At 64.1% G+C, this 15,251-nt stretch carries 14 protein-coding genes; 9 read left to right on the top strand and 5 right to left on the bottom strand.

Features of this window, described 5'->3' with window-relative positions; all coding sequences use genetic code 11:
- The first annotated feature begins 47 nt into the window (after positions 1-47).
- The 9 genes from gcvT to ACLM42_RS12475 all read left to right on the top strand — a co-directional run bounded on the left by gcvT (position 48) and on the right by ACLM42_RS12475 (position 9,962).
- Positions 48-1,160: a glycine cleavage system aminomethyltransferase GcvT gene (gene gcvT / locus ACLM42_RS12515; RefSeq protein ID WP_415399298.1), complete on the top strand. Its 1,113-nt coding sequence runs from the start codon at positions 48-50 to the stop codon at positions 1,158-1,160.
- A 45-nt stretch (positions 1,161-1,205) separates the two neighbouring features.
- Positions 1,206-3,029 carry an aspartate--tRNA ligase gene (aspS, locus tag ACLM42_RS12510; protein WP_415399297.1) on the top strand — a complete coding sequence of 608 codons (1,824 nt, stop codon included), beginning with the start codon at positions 1,206-1,208 and terminating at the stop codon, positions 3,027-3,029.
- Between the two features lie 92 nt (positions 3,030-3,121).
- Entirely contained in the window at positions 3,122-4,270 is a 1,149-nt protein-coding gene (locus tag ACLM42_RS12505; RefSeq protein WP_415399296.1) for an RNA polymerase sigma factor, RpoD/SigA family, read from the top strand.
- Between the two features lie 38 nt (positions 4,271-4,308).
- Positions 4,309-4,794, top strand: a complete 486-nt coding sequence (locus tag ACLM42_RS12500) for a Dps family protein (protein ID WP_247909924.1) — start codon at positions 4,309-4,311, stop codon at positions 4,792-4,794.
- Between the two features lie 59 nt (positions 4,795-4,853).
- Positions 4,854-6,503, top strand: a complete 1,650-nt coding sequence (locus tag ACLM42_RS12495; protein ID WP_415399295.1) for a CTP synthase — start codon at positions 4,854-4,856, stop codon at positions 6,501-6,503.
- Complete coding sequence (locus ACLM42_RS12490) at positions 6,500-7,129, top strand: 7-carboxy-7-deazaguanine synthase QueE (RefSeq protein WP_247909922.1); 630 nt, start codon at positions 6,500-6,502, stop codon at positions 7,127-7,129. Before ACLM42_RS12495 ends, ACLM42_RS12490 begins: the two co-directional genes overlap by 4 nt.
- A 14-nt stretch (positions 7,130-7,143) precedes the next feature.
- Positions 7,144-7,836 (top strand): 7-cyano-7-deazaguanine synthase QueC, encoded by a 693-nt coding sequence (queC, locus tag ACLM42_RS12485; RefSeq protein WP_247909921.1) that lies wholly within the window; start codon positions 7,144-7,146, stop codon positions 7,834-7,836.
- A 3-nt stretch (positions 7,837-7,839) separates the two neighbouring features.
- A complete protein-coding gene (locus ACLM42_RS12480; protein WP_247909920.1) occupies positions 7,840-9,144 on the top strand; it encodes an anthranilate synthase component I family protein in 1,305 nt (434 codons plus the stop codon).
- A complete protein-coding gene (locus ACLM42_RS12475; RefSeq protein WP_247909919.1) occupies positions 9,141-9,962 on the top strand; it encodes an aminotransferase class IV in 822 nt (273 codons plus the stop codon). The genes ACLM42_RS12480 and ACLM42_RS12475 overlap by 4 nt, the downstream gene beginning before the upstream one ends.
- 2 nt (positions 9,963-9,964) lie before the next feature.
- Here ACLM42_RS12475 and urtE read toward each other — a convergent pair whose 3' ends face one another.
- The 5 genes from urtE to urtA all read right to left on the bottom strand — a co-directional run bounded on the left by urtE (position 9,965) and on the right by urtA (position 15,098).
- Positions 9,965-10,675 carry an urea ABC transporter ATP-binding subunit UrtE gene (gene urtE / locus ACLM42_RS12470; protein ID WP_247909918.1) on the bottom strand — a complete coding sequence of 237 codons (711 nt, stop codon included), beginning with the start codon at positions 10,673-10,675 and terminating at the stop codon, positions 9,965-9,967.
- Positions 10,672-11,427 (bottom strand): urea ABC transporter ATP-binding protein UrtD, encoded by a 756-nt coding sequence (gene urtD, locus ACLM42_RS12465; protein WP_247909917.1) that lies wholly within the window; start codon positions 11,425-11,427, stop codon positions 10,672-10,674. The genes urtE and urtD overlap by 4 nt, the downstream gene beginning before the upstream one ends.
- A complete protein-coding gene (urtC, locus tag ACLM42_RS12460; protein WP_415399294.1) occupies positions 11,424-12,557 on the bottom strand; it encodes an urea ABC transporter permease subunit UrtC in 1,134 nt (377 codons plus the stop codon). The genes urtD and urtC overlap by 4 nt, the downstream gene beginning before the upstream one ends.
- 4 nt (positions 12,558-12,561) lie before the next feature.
- The gene (locus ACLM42_RS12455; protein WP_415399293.1) at positions 12,562-13,716 is read right to left on the bottom strand and encodes an ABC transporter permease subunit; all 1,155 of its coding nucleotides are present in this window, start codon (positions 13,714-13,716) and stop codon (positions 12,562-12,564) included.
- Positions 13,717-13,808: 92 nt separating this feature from the next.
- The gene (urtA, locus tag ACLM42_RS12450) at positions 13,809-15,098 is read right to left on the bottom strand and encodes an urea ABC transporter substrate-binding protein (protein WP_247909914.1); all 1,290 of its coding nucleotides are present in this window, start codon (positions 15,096-15,098) and stop codon (positions 13,809-13,811) included.
- Positions 15,099-15,251 lie beyond the last annotated feature (153 nt).

Here is a 15,251-nt window from a genome sequence, read left to right as displayed (position 1 = left end):
CCCTTGTTGAAAGAGATCCATAGGATCCGCATAAGCATTGGACTGCCATGGCCGCCTCGCCTTCCCTCCAACGCACGCCCCTGTTCGATGCGGCGCGGGATGCTGGTGGACGGATGGTCCCCTTTGCCGGCTGGGAAATGGCCGTGCAATTCAGCGGCCTGATCGACGAGCACCAAGCCGTACGCAGCAAATGCGGCCTCTTTGACATCTCCCACATGGGTGTCCTGCGGCTGCGGGGAGCCAACGTCAAGGACACCATGCAGGGCTTAGTGCCCAGCGACCTCTTTCGGATCGGTCCCGGCGAGGCCTGCTACTCCGTCCTGCTCAATGCCGAAGGGGGGATCCGGGACGACCTGATCATTTACGACCGGGGCTGGCTGGAGAGCGAACAAGTTCATGAGCTGGTGCTGGTGATCAACGCCGCCTGCGCCGAGAGCGACACGGCCTGGATGCGCAGCCAACTGGAACCCGCAGGGATCGAACTGATCGATCTGAAAGGGTCCGGCACGCTCCTGGCCCTCCAAGGACCAGAGGCCGCGCAACACCTGGAAGAACTGGCCGGCTGCTCCCTGGCTGGCCTGCCGCGCTTTGGCCACCGCGAGCTGACGCTCCCTGAAATCGGCGAGGCCTTCGTCGGACGGACCGGTTACACCGGAGAGGACGGTTTTGAGCTGCTGCTCTCCGCCGAGGCAGGACAACGCTTCTGGAGAACCTGCCTGGAGCGCGGCGTCAAACCCTGCGGCCTCGGCGCCCGCGACACCCTGCGGCTGGAGGCGGGCATGCATCTCTATGGCAGCGACATGGATGCCAGCACCTCCCCGCTGGAGGCCAGCCTGGGCTGGCTGGTGCATCTGGAGATGCCCAAGGACTTCATCGGCCGCGAGGTCCTCGAGCAGCAAACCGCCACTGGGCTCAAACGACGCCTCGTCGGGCTGAAGCTTCAGGGCCGTGCCATCCCCCGCCATGGCTACCCAGTCCTCCAGGACGGGCAGGTGGTCGGAACCATCACCAGCGGCACCTGGTCCCCCAGCCTTCAAGCCGGGATTGCCCTGGCCAGCGTGGCCACCGGCGCCGCCAAGCTTGGAACCGGACTAGCCGTCGAGATTCGGGGCAAAGCCGAAGCTGCAGAGGTGGTCAAACGCCCCTTCTACCGGCGCTAAGCCCACTCCAAGTGGGACAATCGCCGATCACCCACTTGTTTCCACATGCGCAGCCACGGATGCGGCGACCTGCGTCAGAGCGCCACCGGCCAGGCTGTGCAGCTGTGCGGCTGGGTGGACCGCAGCCGTGATCACGGCGGGGTCATCTTCATTGATCTGCGCGATCGCAGCGGCACCATTCAGATCACGGTTGACCCTGACAACGGCGCCGAGATGTTCGCCGTGGCGGAACACCTGCGCAACGAGACGGTGATCCAGGTGGAGGGCAAGGTGCGCGAGCGCCCCGCCGATGCGATCAACGACAAGCTCTCCACCGGTCAAATCGAGGTGCTGGCGAGCTCCATCACCGTCTTGAACAGCGTCAAGGGCAACCTGCCCTTCCCGGTCTCGGTGCACGACGAGGAGAACACCCGCGAGGAGCTGCGGCTGCGCCACCGCTACCTGGACCTGCGCCGCGGGCGCATGAACAGCAACCTGAGGTTGCGGGCCCAGACCATCCAGGCGGCTCGCCGCTTCCTCGAAGAGCAGGGCTTCATCGAAGTGGAGACCCCGGTCCTGACCCGCTCCACCCCCGAAGGCGCCCGCGATTACATCCTCCCCAGCCGGGTCTGCGGCGGCGAGTGGTTTGCCTTGCCCCAATCCCCCCAGTTGTTCAAGCAGTTGCTGATGGTGGGCGGCATCGAGCGCTATTACCAGGTGGCGCGCTGCTTCCGCGACGAGGACCTGCGGGCCGATCGCCAGCCGGAATTCACCCAGCTGGACATGGAGATGAGCTTCATGGATCAAGAGCAGATCCTGGAGCTCAACGAATCCCTAATTGCCGCCATCTGGAAGAGCGTTAAAGGCATCGACCTGCCCCGCCCCTTCCCACGGCTGACCTGGCATGACGCCATGGAGCGCTACGGCACCGATCGCCCAGACACCCGCTACGGCATGGAGCTGGTGAACGTCAGCGATCTTGTCGCTGACATGGGCTTCAAGGTCTTCAGCGGCGCCGTCGCCTCCGGCGGCTCGGTCAAATGCATCGCCGTCCCTGGCGGCAATGACGCCGTCTCCAATGTGCGCATCAAGCCCGGCGGTGATGTCTTCAGCGAAGCCCAAAAGGCAGGGGCTGGCGGCCTGGCCTTCATCCGCGTGCGCGAAGGCGGCGAGATCGACACGATCGGCGCCATCAAGGACAACCTCAGCGACGAGAAGAAAGCCGAACTGCTCCAGCGCACGGGCGCCGAGCCCGGCACCTTGATCCTCTTTGGTGCTGGCGACACCGCCACGGTCAACAAAGCACTGGACCGCGTTCGCCAGTACCTCGCCCGGGAACTGGGCATGGTCAAGACCGACGGCGAGAACGACAGCTGGAACTTCCTCTGGGTGGTGGATTTCCCGATGTTCGAGTTCAACGCTGACGAGAACCGCTACGAGGCGCTGCACCACCCCTTCTGCGCCCCGAATACCGAGGACCTAGGCACAGAGCCCAACCAGTGGGCCACGACCCTGCCCGGGGCCCGCGCCCAGGCCTACGACCTGGTGCTCAACGGCCTGGAGCTCGGCGGCGGCTCCCTGCGCATCCATGATTCGGCGCTGCAGCGCCAGGTCCTGGAAACCGTGGGCCTGCCCCTGGAGGAAGCCAATGCCCAGTTCGGCTTCCTGATGGAGGCTCTCGACATGGGCGCGCCGCCGCACGGCGGCCTGGCCTTCGGCCTGGACCGGATGGTGATGCTGCTGGCGGGCGAGGAGTCGATCCGCGACACCATTGCTTTCCCCAAGACCCAGCAGGCGCGCTGTTTGATGACCAACGCCCCCGGCGGCGTGGCCGAGAAGCAGCTCGAGGAGCTGCATGTGGCCAGCACCTGGGTGGACGAAGAGGACTGATCCTTCAGATCACAACCCGAACAGAAATAGGGGCTTTTCTGGATAGTGCCGGTTGAGACCCGAGGGTGTGTAGTGGCGTCTGCCATCGGTCTGTGGCCAAAGGTCCTCCCCGTCCACCTTCACGCTCCAGCGGTAAACGCTCCAGTACCGACCTGGTGCGCCTGTACTTACAGGACATCGGTCGCGTTGACCTGCTCAGCCATGAGGAGGAACTCACCCTTGCCCGCCTCGTCCAGCGCCGAGAACGGCTGCTGCGGGAACGCCGAACCCTCGCCAAGCAATCGAAGGAACTCCAGGCCCTAGTGGACCTGGAGGACAACCGTCAGCAACTGGCCTCGCACCTCGGACACGCGCCAAGCTTCCACCTCTGGGCCGACCACCTTCAACGCGACTGCAGCGAATTGCGCGAGGCGCTTCGCGTCGGTCAGCAGGCGTGGGCGAGCTTGTCAGGTCTCAACATCACCGACCTCAAGCAGGCCCTCCACCAAGGTCGCCGCGCCCGTGATCGCATGATCCAGGCGAACCTGCGGCTCGTGGTCGCCGTGGCCAAGAAGTACCAGCAACGGGGCATGGAGCTGCTGGATCTGGTCCAGGAGGGCACCCTCGGTCTCGAGCGGGCAGTGGAGAAATACGACCCCACCCGTGGCTTCCGCTTCAGCACCTACTCCTACTGGTGGATCCGCCAGGGCATCACCCGTGCGATCGCCACCCAAAGCCGAACAATCCGACTGCCGGTTCACGTCACCGAAAAGCTCAATCGAATCAAGAAAGCCCAGCGGAAGATCGCCAGCGAGCACGGACGGATCGCCTCCATCAGTGATCTCGCCAAGGAGTTGGGGTTAAGCGAGGAGGTGATTCGCCTCACCCTGATGCGGGTACCGCGCTCCGTCTCCCTCGACACCCGGGTGGGCCGTGATCAGGACACCGAATTGGGGGAACTGCTTGAGGACGGCCATGCCACGCCGGAACAAGCCCTGACCAAGACCCAACTCCACGACGACCTTGAGGCACTTCTCGATGAACTCAGCGGCCGCGAAGCCGAGGTGATTCGCCTGCGCTTCGGCCTGAAGAACGACACCCCTCAAACCCTCTCCCAAATCGGCGAAGACCTGCATCTCTCCCGCGAGCGGGTCCGGCAGATCGAAACCCGCGCCCTGCTCAAGCTGCGGCAACCGCAACGCCGCTGCCGCGTTCACGACTACTTGCTGAACATCGACGGAGACACCGCTCCCAGCAGCTGAAAATCCAGCTATCACTCGCGCAGAAGCGCGCACGAGAGATGGCCAGCTCCATGCCCAGGATTGACATCGGCATCCCCGAAGCCCAGCGTCAGGAGATCGCCCAGGGCCTCAGCCGCCTACTGGCAGACACCTACGTCCTCTACGGCAATACCCACGGCTTCCACTGGAACGTCACCGGGCCGATGTTCAACACGCTCCACCTGATGTTCATGGACCAGTACACGGAGCTCTGGACCGCCCTGGACGTCATCGCTGAACGCATCCGTGCTCTGGGGGTCGTCGCTCCCCATGGCGGCACGGCCCTCGGCCAACTGGCCTCCGTTGCCGAAGCGCCGCAACAGCCCCCCGCCCTGGAGATGATCCAGCTGCTGGTCAGTGGCCATGAGTCCGTGGCCAGGACTGCCCGCAGCATCTTCCCGCTGGCCGATGCCGCCAGCGATGAACCCACCGCCGATCTGCTCACCCAACGGCTTCAGATTCACGAAAAAACCGCCTGGATGCTGCGCAGCCTTCTGGATCAATAGGCCTGAGCGGCGAGGGCCCCTAGATCCGGCCGGTACATTGAAGGGTCGCTTCAGGAGCCATGGCCAAATTCGTCTTCGTGACCGGTGGCGTGGTGTCCAGCATCGGCAAAGGGATCGTGGCCGCCAGCTTGGGGCGCCTGCTGAAGAGCCGCGGCTACAGCGTGTCGATCCTGAAGCTCGACCCGTACTTAAACGTGGACCCGGGCACGATGAGCCCGTTCCAGCACGGTGAGGTCTTCGTCACTGAAGACGGCGCCGAGACCGACCTCGACCTGGGGCACTACGAGCGCTTCACCGACACCGCCATGTCGCGCCTGAACAGCGTGACCACCGGATCGATCTATCAATCGGTGATCAACAAGGAGCGCCGCGGCGACTACAACGGCGGCACCGTGCAGGTGATTCCCCACATCACCGGTGAAATTCGCGAGCGCATTCACCGCGTCGCCGCCAACAGCGGCGCCGATGTCGTGATCACCGAGATCGGGGGCACCGTTGGCGACATCGAATCGCTGCCCTTCCTGGAAGCCATCCGCGAATTCCGCGGCGATGTGGGCCGCAACGACACGGCCTATGTCCACGTCACCCTGCTGCCCTACATCGGCACCTCCGGTGAACTCAAGACCAAGCCCACCCAGCACTCGGTGAAGGAGCTGCGCTCCATTGGCATCCAGCCCGACGTGCTGGTCTGCCGCAGCGACCGCGAGATCAACGAGGACCTCAAGGGCAAGATCGGCGGCTTCTGCGGGGTCCCCACCCGAGCCGTCATCCCCGCCCTCGATGCCGACAGCATCTACGCCGTTCCCATCACCCTCGAGCAGGAGGGGCTCTGCCGCGAGGTCCTCGATCTCCTCGGGCTGACGGACCACGAGTCCGACATGCAGCGTTGGGAGCAGATGGTCACCAAGCTGCGCAACCCCGGCCGTGCCGTGAAGGTGGCCCTGGTGGGCAAGTACGTGCAGCTCAACGACGCCTACCTCTCGGTGGTGGAGGCCCTCCGCCATGCCTGCATCGACCGCGATGCGGCCCTGGACCTGCATTGGATCTGCGCCGAACAAATCGAAGAGCAAGGACCGGAAGTGCTGCTGCGCGGCATGGATGCCGTGGTCGTCCCCGGGGGCTTTGGCAACCGCGGCGTTGATGGCAAGGTGGCGGCCATCCGCTGGGCCCGGGAGCAACGGGTCCCCTTCCTGGGCCTCTGCCTGGGCATGCAGTGCGCCGTGATCGAGTGGGCGCGCAACCAGGCCGGCCTGACCGGTGCCACCAGCGCTGAACTGAAGGCGGACACTCCCCACCCGGTCATTCACCTGCTGCCCGAACAACAGGATGTGGTGGACCTCGGCGGGACAATGCGCCTGGGCGTCTACCCCTGCCGGGTTGCCCCCGGCACCCTGGCCCACCGCCTCTACGGCGATGAGGTGGTCTACGAGCGCCACCGCCACCGCTACGAGTTCAACAACGCCTACCGGAACCTCTTCCTGGAGTCGGGCTACGAGATCAGCGGCACCTCCCCCGATGGGCGCCTGGTGGAACTGATTGAGCTGAAGAACCACCCCTTCTTCACCGCCTGCCAGTACCACCCGGAATTCCTCTCCCGTCCCGGCCAGCCACACCCGCTCTTCCGCGGCCTGATCGAGGCAGCCCAACAGCGCCTTCCCTCCAGCCCCAGTGAAGCGATTGCCCAAGGGGCGAACATCCCCGGCGCATGAGTGAACAGGAGCCAGTGGGCTCCAGCGACCTACCCGTCGTGGAGACCTTTCACTCCCTGCAGGGGGAGGGGATCCATGCTGGACGGAGCGCGTTTTTTATCCGCCTGGGGGGCTGCACGGTGGGTTGCAGCTGGTGCGATACCAAGCACTCCTGGCCCGCCCAGGTGCACCCGCAGCAGAGTCCCGAAGCCCTCGCTGAGGCGACGGCTCAGGCAGCCAACGCTGGGGCCTCCTTCGTCGTGATCACCGGCGGAGAACCGCTGCACCACAACCTGGATGCCCTCTGCGCTGCCATCCGCCAACGGTGCTCGCTCCCCATTCACCTGGAAACCAGCGGAGTGGATCCCCTCAGCGGAGCACCCGATTGGATCAGCCTCTCGCCCAAGCGCCACCAACCACCCCGGGCCGAGCTGTTGCAGAGCTGCCATGAACTCAAGGTGGTCGTGCACGAACCCGCCGACCTGCTGTTTGCGGAGGTGAGTGCCAGCCAGGCCCCCCAGGCGACTTGGCTGCTGCAACCGGGCTGGGACTGCCGCGAAGGTCAGGCCCTGGCGCTGGAGTTTGTGCAAGCCCAGCCCCGCTGGCGCCTGAGCCTGCAATCCCACAAGTGGCTCGGGGTGCGCTGAGGCGAGTGGGCATCATGGAGACGGTGCCCTCCACCGAAGCCTTGCCCACCGCCATCGCCCTGCTCTCCGGCGGGCTGGATTCCGCCACCGCCGCCGCCCTCGCCCAAGCGGAGGGCTACCGCGTCATCGGTCTCTCCTTCGACTACGGCCAGCGCCACCGGCGCGAACTCCAAGCCGCCGCTGCTGTGGCCGAAGCCATCGGCCTGGCCGAGCACCACAGCATCAGCGTCAACCTGGCCGCCTGGGGTGGATCAGCCCTGACGGACACCGCCATGGAGGTTCCCAACGAGGGGGTGCAGGAAGGGGTGATCCCCAGCACCTATGTGCCTGGGCGGAACACAGTGTTCATCGCCATCGGCCTCAGCCTGGCGGAAGCCCGTGGGGCTGAACGGCTCGTGCTGGGGGTCAATGCCGTCGACTACTCCGGCTACCCCGACTGCCGGCCGGATTACCTCGGCGCCTTTCAAACCCTGGCGGACCTGGCCAGCAAGGCGGGGCGAGAGGGCCATGGCACCCAGCTCTGGGCGCCCCTGGTGGAGTGGAGCAAAACCAAGATCGTCGAGGAGGCCCTGCGCTTAGGGGTCCCGATTGAGCAGACCTGGAGTTGCTACAGCGGCGGCGAGCAGCCCTGCGGCGTCTGCGACAGCTGCCGCATTCGCGATGCGGCCCTGGTCGAGGCCGGGCGCCCCGATCTCACGAGCCCCTGAGTGATGGGCACAGCTCCACTGCCGAGCCAGCACCCGCTCCCCTGGATCGAACCCGGTGACCTTGCCCGCCACCTCGCCGCACGCTTCGGCCCGGAAGGGCTGATCTGGCTCGACGGAGACGGCAGCAACCTGGGGCGCTGGGCCAGCTTGGCCGCTGATCCGCTGGAGCAGATTGTCTGCCGCGGCCTGCCAGAGGAAGCCGGCAGCAGCAATCCCTTTGCTGCGCTGCGACAACTGGCGGAGGGGCACTGGTGCGGCTGGCTGAGCTACGAAGCCGCCGCCTGGGTGGAACCCGCGGCGCACTGGAAGGCCGATGCGATGGCGACCCTCTGGATCGCCCGCCACGATCCGATCTTTCGATTCGACCTGCAGGAGCGACGGCTCTGGCTGGAAGGGCTCGACCCCTCTCGCCTGGAAGCCATGGCTGGCTGGGCAGCAGGCCTGCCCGCCAGCAAGCCAGACCCTGCAGCGGCAGCCGCCATCTCCGACTGGCGATGGCATAGCAGCCTTGAGCAGTTCAGCCAAGGGGTCCAGCAGATCCGCGAGCGCATCGCCAGCGGGGACATCTTTCAGGCCAACCTCACCGCCTGCTGCTCAAGCCAGCTGAACGCTCCGGCTGAACCCTTGGCGCTGTTTGAGCGGTTGCGAAGGCGCTGCCCCGCACCCTTTGCCGGCCTGGTGGTCGCCCCCGGAGAAGCGGTGATCTCGGCCTCCCCGGAACGCTTCCTGCAGGTCAGTCCCAGCGGCAAGGTCGAAACCCGGCCGATCAAAGGCACCCGGCCGCGGATGGGGGATCCCGAGCAGGATGCCGATCAGGCGGCGGAGTTGGTCTGCAGCAGCAAGGACCGGGCCGAGAACGTGATGATTGTCGATCTGCTGCGCAACGATCTGGGCCGGGTCTGCCACAGCGGCTCGATTCAGGTGCCGCAATTGGTGGGCCTGGAGAGTTACGCGCAGGTCCACCACCTCACCTCTGTTGTCACCGGGCAGCTGCGAGCGGAGACCAGCTGGGTGGACCTACTGGAGGCCTGCTGGCCAGGGGGCTCGATCACCGGGGCACCCAAGCTGCGCGCCTGCCAGCGCATCGCCGAACTGGAACCCGTAGCCCGGGGGCCCTATTGCGGCTCCTTGCTCAGGCGAGATTGGGATGGCAGCTTCGACAGCAGCATCCTGATCCGCACCGTGCTGCAACACGGCACCACCCTGCGCTGCCATGCGGGCTGCGGCATCGTGGCCGACTCCGATCCCCAAGCCGAGGCTGAGGAACTGGGCTGGAAGCTGAACCCGCTGCTGGAGGCCCTGGGATGACGGGACGCAGCCTGGCTTGGGTCGATGGACTCTGGGGCGAACCCAACGCGCTCCAGCTCCCCCTCAGCGACCGCGGCCTCTTGCTCGCGGATGGGTTGTTTGAAACGGTGCTCGTGCTGGATGGACGCGCCCGGTTGCTGGAGCCCCACCTCGAGCGCTGGCGCCACAGTGCGGCACTGCTGGGCCTACCCGAGCCGCCCCAGACGGCCGTGGTCCAACCGCTGGTGGAGGAAGCGATTGTGCGTTGCGACCTGCCCGATGGCCATGGCGCCCTGCGGCTGAACTGGAGTGGGGGCAGTGGCGGCCGCGGTCTGGATCGACCTGAAGTCCTGGAGCCTCGCTTCTGGCTGCAGCTCAGTGCCACCCCCCCCCAGTTTTCTCCGCTGCGGGCGATCGTCAGTCGCCATGAACGGCGCAATGGCTCCAGCCGCCTGAGCCATTGCAAGACCTTTGCCTACGGACAGGGAATCCAGGCCCGCCGTGAGGCCCAAGCGGCAGGAGCCGATGACGCCCTACTGCTGAGCACAAGCGGTGAGCTCTGCTGCGGAACCGCCGCCAACCTGCTGGTGCAGCGCCAGGGGCAATGGCTGACGCCAGCGCTCAGCAGCGGCTGCCTGCCGGGGGTCATGCGGGGGCAACTGCTGAAACGCGGCATCGCGCAGGAGGCTCGGCTCGAGGCCCAACCCCAAGCCGGCGACCGCTGGCTCCTGATCAACAGCCTGAGCTGCAGGCCGATCAAGAGCGTGGATGGAGAGGCTCTCCCCCACTCAACCCTGGAGGAGGTCAGAGCACTCTTTGATCCACTTCTGATGGACTGAGATCAGACACTGAGGAAGCGATTGACCACGTCCTGGCTCAACTCACGAGTGGGGCCGCTGGCAACGATCCCCCCCCGTTGCATCGCGTAGTAGCGGTCCGCCTGGCGCACGAAGTGCAGGTGCTGCTCCACGAGCAGCACCCCAATGCCGGTCTCGGCAATGATCCGGCGCACCGCGGACTCGATGTCCTGCACGATGTTGGGCTGAATCCCCTCGGTGGGCTCATCCAAGAGCAACAACTTGGGCTGACCCAAGAGCGCCCGGGCGATCGCCAGCTGCTGCTGTTGACCGCCGCTCAAGTCCCCGCCCTTACGGGGAAGGAACTCCCGCAGGATCGGAAAGAGCTCGTAGACGAAGGGATCAATGCGGCGATGGCGAGCCAACCCGCCGGGGAGAGCCTCCATCCCGAGCATCAGGTTCTCCTCCACGGTCAGTTGCGGAATGATCTCCCGCCCCTGCGGCACATAGCCCAAGCCGGCGCGAGCCCGTTGATAGGGCGCCTGGCGATCGAGGACGACGCCGTTGAACGCGATCGTGCCCTGACGCGCGCGAAGCAGACCGATCAGTGACTTCAGCAGGGTGGTCTTACCAACCCCGTTGCGGCCAATCAGGCAGACCATCTCCCCGGCATTCACGGTGAGATCGACATCTCGCAGGATGTGACTCTCGCCGTAATAGGTGTTAAGACCGCGGATCTCCAGCAGGGCGGTCATGGGTGTTCCTCCTCTGATGTTCCGAGATAAACCTCAATCACCCGGGGATCGGCCTGGACCTGATCCATCGTTCCCTCGCAGAGGACATGGCCCTGGTGCAGCACGGTCACGGGACTCTCCAGGCGGCGGATGAACTCCATGTCGTGCTCAATCACCAGCACGGTGTGATCACCGGCCAGGGACTTGAGCAAGTCAGCCGTGAGGTCGGTCTCCTCATCCGTCAGACCAGCCACCGGTTCATCCACCAGCAGAAGATCGGGGTCTTGGCCCACCAACATCGCGATCTCCAGCCATTGCTTCTGACCATGGGAGAGGGCTCCGGCCTCCCAGTCGGCGCGGCTCTGGAGATTGACGATGCCCATCAGGTGATGCACTCGGTCGCGCTCCTCCCCGCCAAGGCCACCGAAGAGCAGGGGCCAGGGCTGCTTGGGCCGGCTCACCGCCAGGGCCAAGTTCTCCTGAACGCTGAGCTTCTCAAAGACGCGGGGGCTCTGGAACTTGCGGCCAATCCCCAGACGGGCAATGCGGTGCTCCGCCCGGCCCACCAAGGAGCGTCCTTTGAACACCACGTCCCCTTCGGTGGGAGCGGTCTTACCGCTGATCACATCCAAAAAGGTGGTCTTCCCTGCCCCATTGGGGCCGATGACCGCCCGCAGCTCCCCGGACTGGAGGCTGAGGTTGAGATCACGCAGGGCCAGAAATCCGTCAAAGCTGACGGTGATCTGGCGCAGTTCAAGCAAGGGCGCACTCATGGCTGAACCTCCTCTTGTCCTTCCAGTTCCAGTTGCGGATAGGTCCCAATCCGCCGGGCAATGCCAAAGCGCGTGAGCAGGTTGCGGGGCCCATCACCGCGCCACCAACCGATCACGCCCTCCGGCAAGGCCGTGACCACCAGGATGAACAGACCGCCTTGGATGAACAGCCAGCTCTGGGGCAAGGCTTCACTGACCAGGCTCTTGGCGTAGTTGATCGCAACGGCGCCAAGGATGGCCCCAACCAAGGTGCCGCGGCCGCCAACCGCAACCCAAATGACCATCTCGATCGAGAAGGGAACGGTCATGTATTGGGGCGAAACGATCCCCGACTGCACCGTGTACAGCGCACCACCGATGCCGGCCAGGCCACCGGCAATCGCGAAGACGATCGTCTTGAACAGGGTGGGATTGAAACCCGCGAACCGCAGCCGCGGCTCGTCATCGCGAATGGCGATCAGCACATCGCCGAAGCGACCGCGAACCACCCAACGCACAAACCCCCAGGCGGCGATCACCATCAGAGCGGTGAACCAGAAGAAGCCGCGCTGCATCTCCGGCGAGCCCACCATCTGACCAAACAACTGGGTCACGTCGGTCTTGAGACCGTTCGTGCCGTTGATCAGTTTCTGCTGGCCGTTGAAGAAGTTGAAAAAGACCAGGAGGGCAGCCTGGGTCAGGATCGAGAAGTAGACCCCTTTAATGCGATTGCGGAACACCAGGTTGCCGAGCACAGCAGCCAGGACTGCCGGGATCAACCAGATCGCCACCAGGGTGAACAGTGGCGAATGAAAGGGCAGCCAAAACGCCGGGAGCTGCTTCACGCCATAGAGACCGAAGAACTCCGGGATGCCATTGGGGAAATCGGCGGAGCTATTGAGCTGCAGGTACATCGCCGCGGCGTAGCCCCCCAAGGCAAAGAAGATGCCCTGCCCCAGGCTGAGCAAGCCGGTAAAGCCCCAGATCAGATCGATCCCAAGGGCCACGATCGCGAGCGAGAGAAAACGGCCCAGCAGGTTGAGACGAAACACCGGCAGGACCGCTGGTGCCGCGACAATCGCGGCAATGATCACCACCCAAAGCAGGAGCTTGGGCCAGCGGGACTGCTGAAGCTGAAAACGTTGGAACATCTGCTCAGACCTCCACCATGCGTCCCTTCTGCGGGAAGAGGCCCGCAGGACGGAATTGCAAGAACAGAACGATCAGGGCGAAAACCATCACCTGCGCCATGCTCGTCGTGGCGAAGAACTTCACCGTCGCGGCCAGCGGCGGCGGCATCGCTGGCCAGAGCGTCAGCAGGCGACCGGCACCGATTAGATCCGTGAGCCATCCAATGGCGAACGACGCCAACACGGCGCCAAAGAGATTGCCTACACCGCCGAGCACAACAACCATGAAGCAACCGACGATGTAAGAGCCGCCGACGTTTGGGCCCACCGAACCCAAGAGCGAGACCGCCACACCGGCAATCCCGGCCAATCCAGAGCCGATGCCGAAGGTCAAGACGTCGACCGTATCCGTCGGGATACCCAGGCAGTCACTCATGGACCGGTTCTGGGTGACTGCTCGAATGCGCGTCCCCCAGACACTGCGGTTGAGGAACAGGGTGACGCCGAGGACCGAGACGACCGTCATCACGATGATCACCAACCGGGGCACCGGCAGGGTGAGATCGGCCCACTCCAAGCCACCGCGCATCCATTGCGGCGCAGTCACATCGACATTGCGAGAGGTGGCGCGGGCAATCCGCGAGATCTGGGAGGCCAATCCCCCCGCCAAAAGCACCCCAGCCAAGGCCGAGGTCGCCCAGCAACCGGCACGCACGATCCGAGCCCGCGGGCCCTCGAGCCAGGGGGCAGGCATGAGTAACGGCAAGCTGAAGCCCACCACCAGGGCAAGCACCACACCCGCCGCCGTCGCCAGGGGAACACTGCGCACGAACTGCTGGAGGATCAGGCTCACCCCCCAGGTCGCCAGCAAGGTCTCGAGGGGATTGCCGTAGAGGCGGCGAATCACCGTGCGCTCCAACAGGATGCCAACGACGCCGCTCACCACAAAGGCCAACGGAATCGCCACCAAGACATAGAGGTTGTAAACGGGTTCAAAGGCCGGCAGCTTGAAAATCAGCTGCACGACGTAGGTCGTGTAGGCGCCGAGCATGATCAGCTCGCCATGGGCGAGGTTGATCACCCCCATCAAGCCGAACACAATCGCCAGTCCAAGGGCGGCCATCAGCAACACCGAGCCGATGGCTACTCCGTTGAAGAGGCTTTCAAACAGCAGTTGCACGGAAATCCGAAGCAGGCAAGCAGGGAAGAAAGCAGAAAAAGAGGAGCCCCCGGAAGGACTCCTCCATCAGTCAGAGCAGCTGGAGAGAGCGATCAGAGCTTGTAGCGCTCACCCTTCTTGGCATCCGTCCAGTCGCAGGCGTAGCCCTTGGAGCTGGGCTCGTACTGGTTCCAGGCCTGGGGTGCCACAGGACCGTTGGTGGACTGGAGGATCTTGAACTGACCGTCCTTGGTGATCTCACCGATGCGCACGGTCTGGGACAAGTGATGGTTGGGCATCACCTTGACCTTGCCCTGGGGTGCATCGAATTCAATGCCGATCAGGGCTTCGCGCACCTTGTCATCATCGAAGCTGTTGGCCTTCTCAACAGCGGCCTTCCAGAGGTAGACCATGTTGTAAGCCGACTCCTGCGGGTCAGCGACCATGCGATCACTGCCGTACTTCTTCTTGAAGTCAGCGGCGAACTTCTTCGATGCCGGAGTGTCGATCGACATCATGTAGTTCCAGGCGCCGTAATGGCCCTCCAGGAACTCAGGTCCAATGGTGCTGATCTCTTCTTCCGCGATGGAGTAGCTCATCACGTAGTAGCCATTAGCCGGGGTCAGACCGGCGTCCTGGATCTGCTTGAAGAAGGCAACATTCTGGTCACCATTCAGGGTGTTGATGATCACACCACCGTTGGGCATCGCCTTCTTGATCTTGGCGATGATTGGAGCGACTTCGGTGTTACCCAGGGGCAGGTAGTCCTCACCAACGACCTTGCCACCCAGCGACTTGAGCTGCTGCTTGGTGATGGTGTTGGAGGTGCGGGGGAAGACGTAATCGGATCCCACCAGGAAGAAGGGCTTGCCGGCGGCAGGCGACTTCTTGAACATGAATTCGGTCGCGGGCTCCGACTGCTGGTTTGGAGTAGCGCCGGTGTAGAAGATGTTCTTGGAACACTCCTGACCCTCGTACTGAATCGGGTAGTAGAGGAAAGCGTCCTTCGACTCGTAGACGGGCAGCATCGCCTTGCGGCTGGCGGACGTCCAACCACCGAAGACCACAGGCACCTTGTCCTGGTCGATCAGCTTCTTGGACTTCTCAGCAAAGGTCGGCCAATCGGAAGCGCCGTCTTCAACAATGTAGTCAATCTTGTATTTCTTGCCATCAACGGTGACACCACCGGCGGCATTGATCTCATCAATGGCCATCTTCTCGGTATCCACCAGAGTGGATTCAGAGATCGCCATCGTGCCGGTCAGGGAGTGAAGAATCCCGACCTTGACCGTGTCGTCGTACTGAACATTGGAGGCGGAGTCACCACCGCCACAGGCCACCAAGCTCAGAGAAGTAGCCAGGGCAGTTGCACCGGTCAGCAGACGCAACGAAGACTTGCGCATCAAAGGAGATGCCATAACTTTGATTCGATGAAGGCCGCCGCCGTCGTTCAGCGGTGCGAGGAATGTATTGATCTAGGCAGGCAACTCCAGGTAGCAAGAAGCACCAAATCGGCAATTGCGAGACTGATCAGACTTGCACCAATTCATCAGAGG

Origin of the sequence: Synechococcus sp. W4D4, assembly GCF_047716805.1 — a bacterium.
Classification (GTDB): domain Bacteria; phylum Cyanobacteriota; class Cyanobacteriia; order PCC-6307; family Cyanobiaceae; genus Vulcanococcus.
The sequence above is the reverse complement of the archived record's forward strand: the minus strand, read 5'-3'. Positions and strand labels throughout refer to the sequence as shown.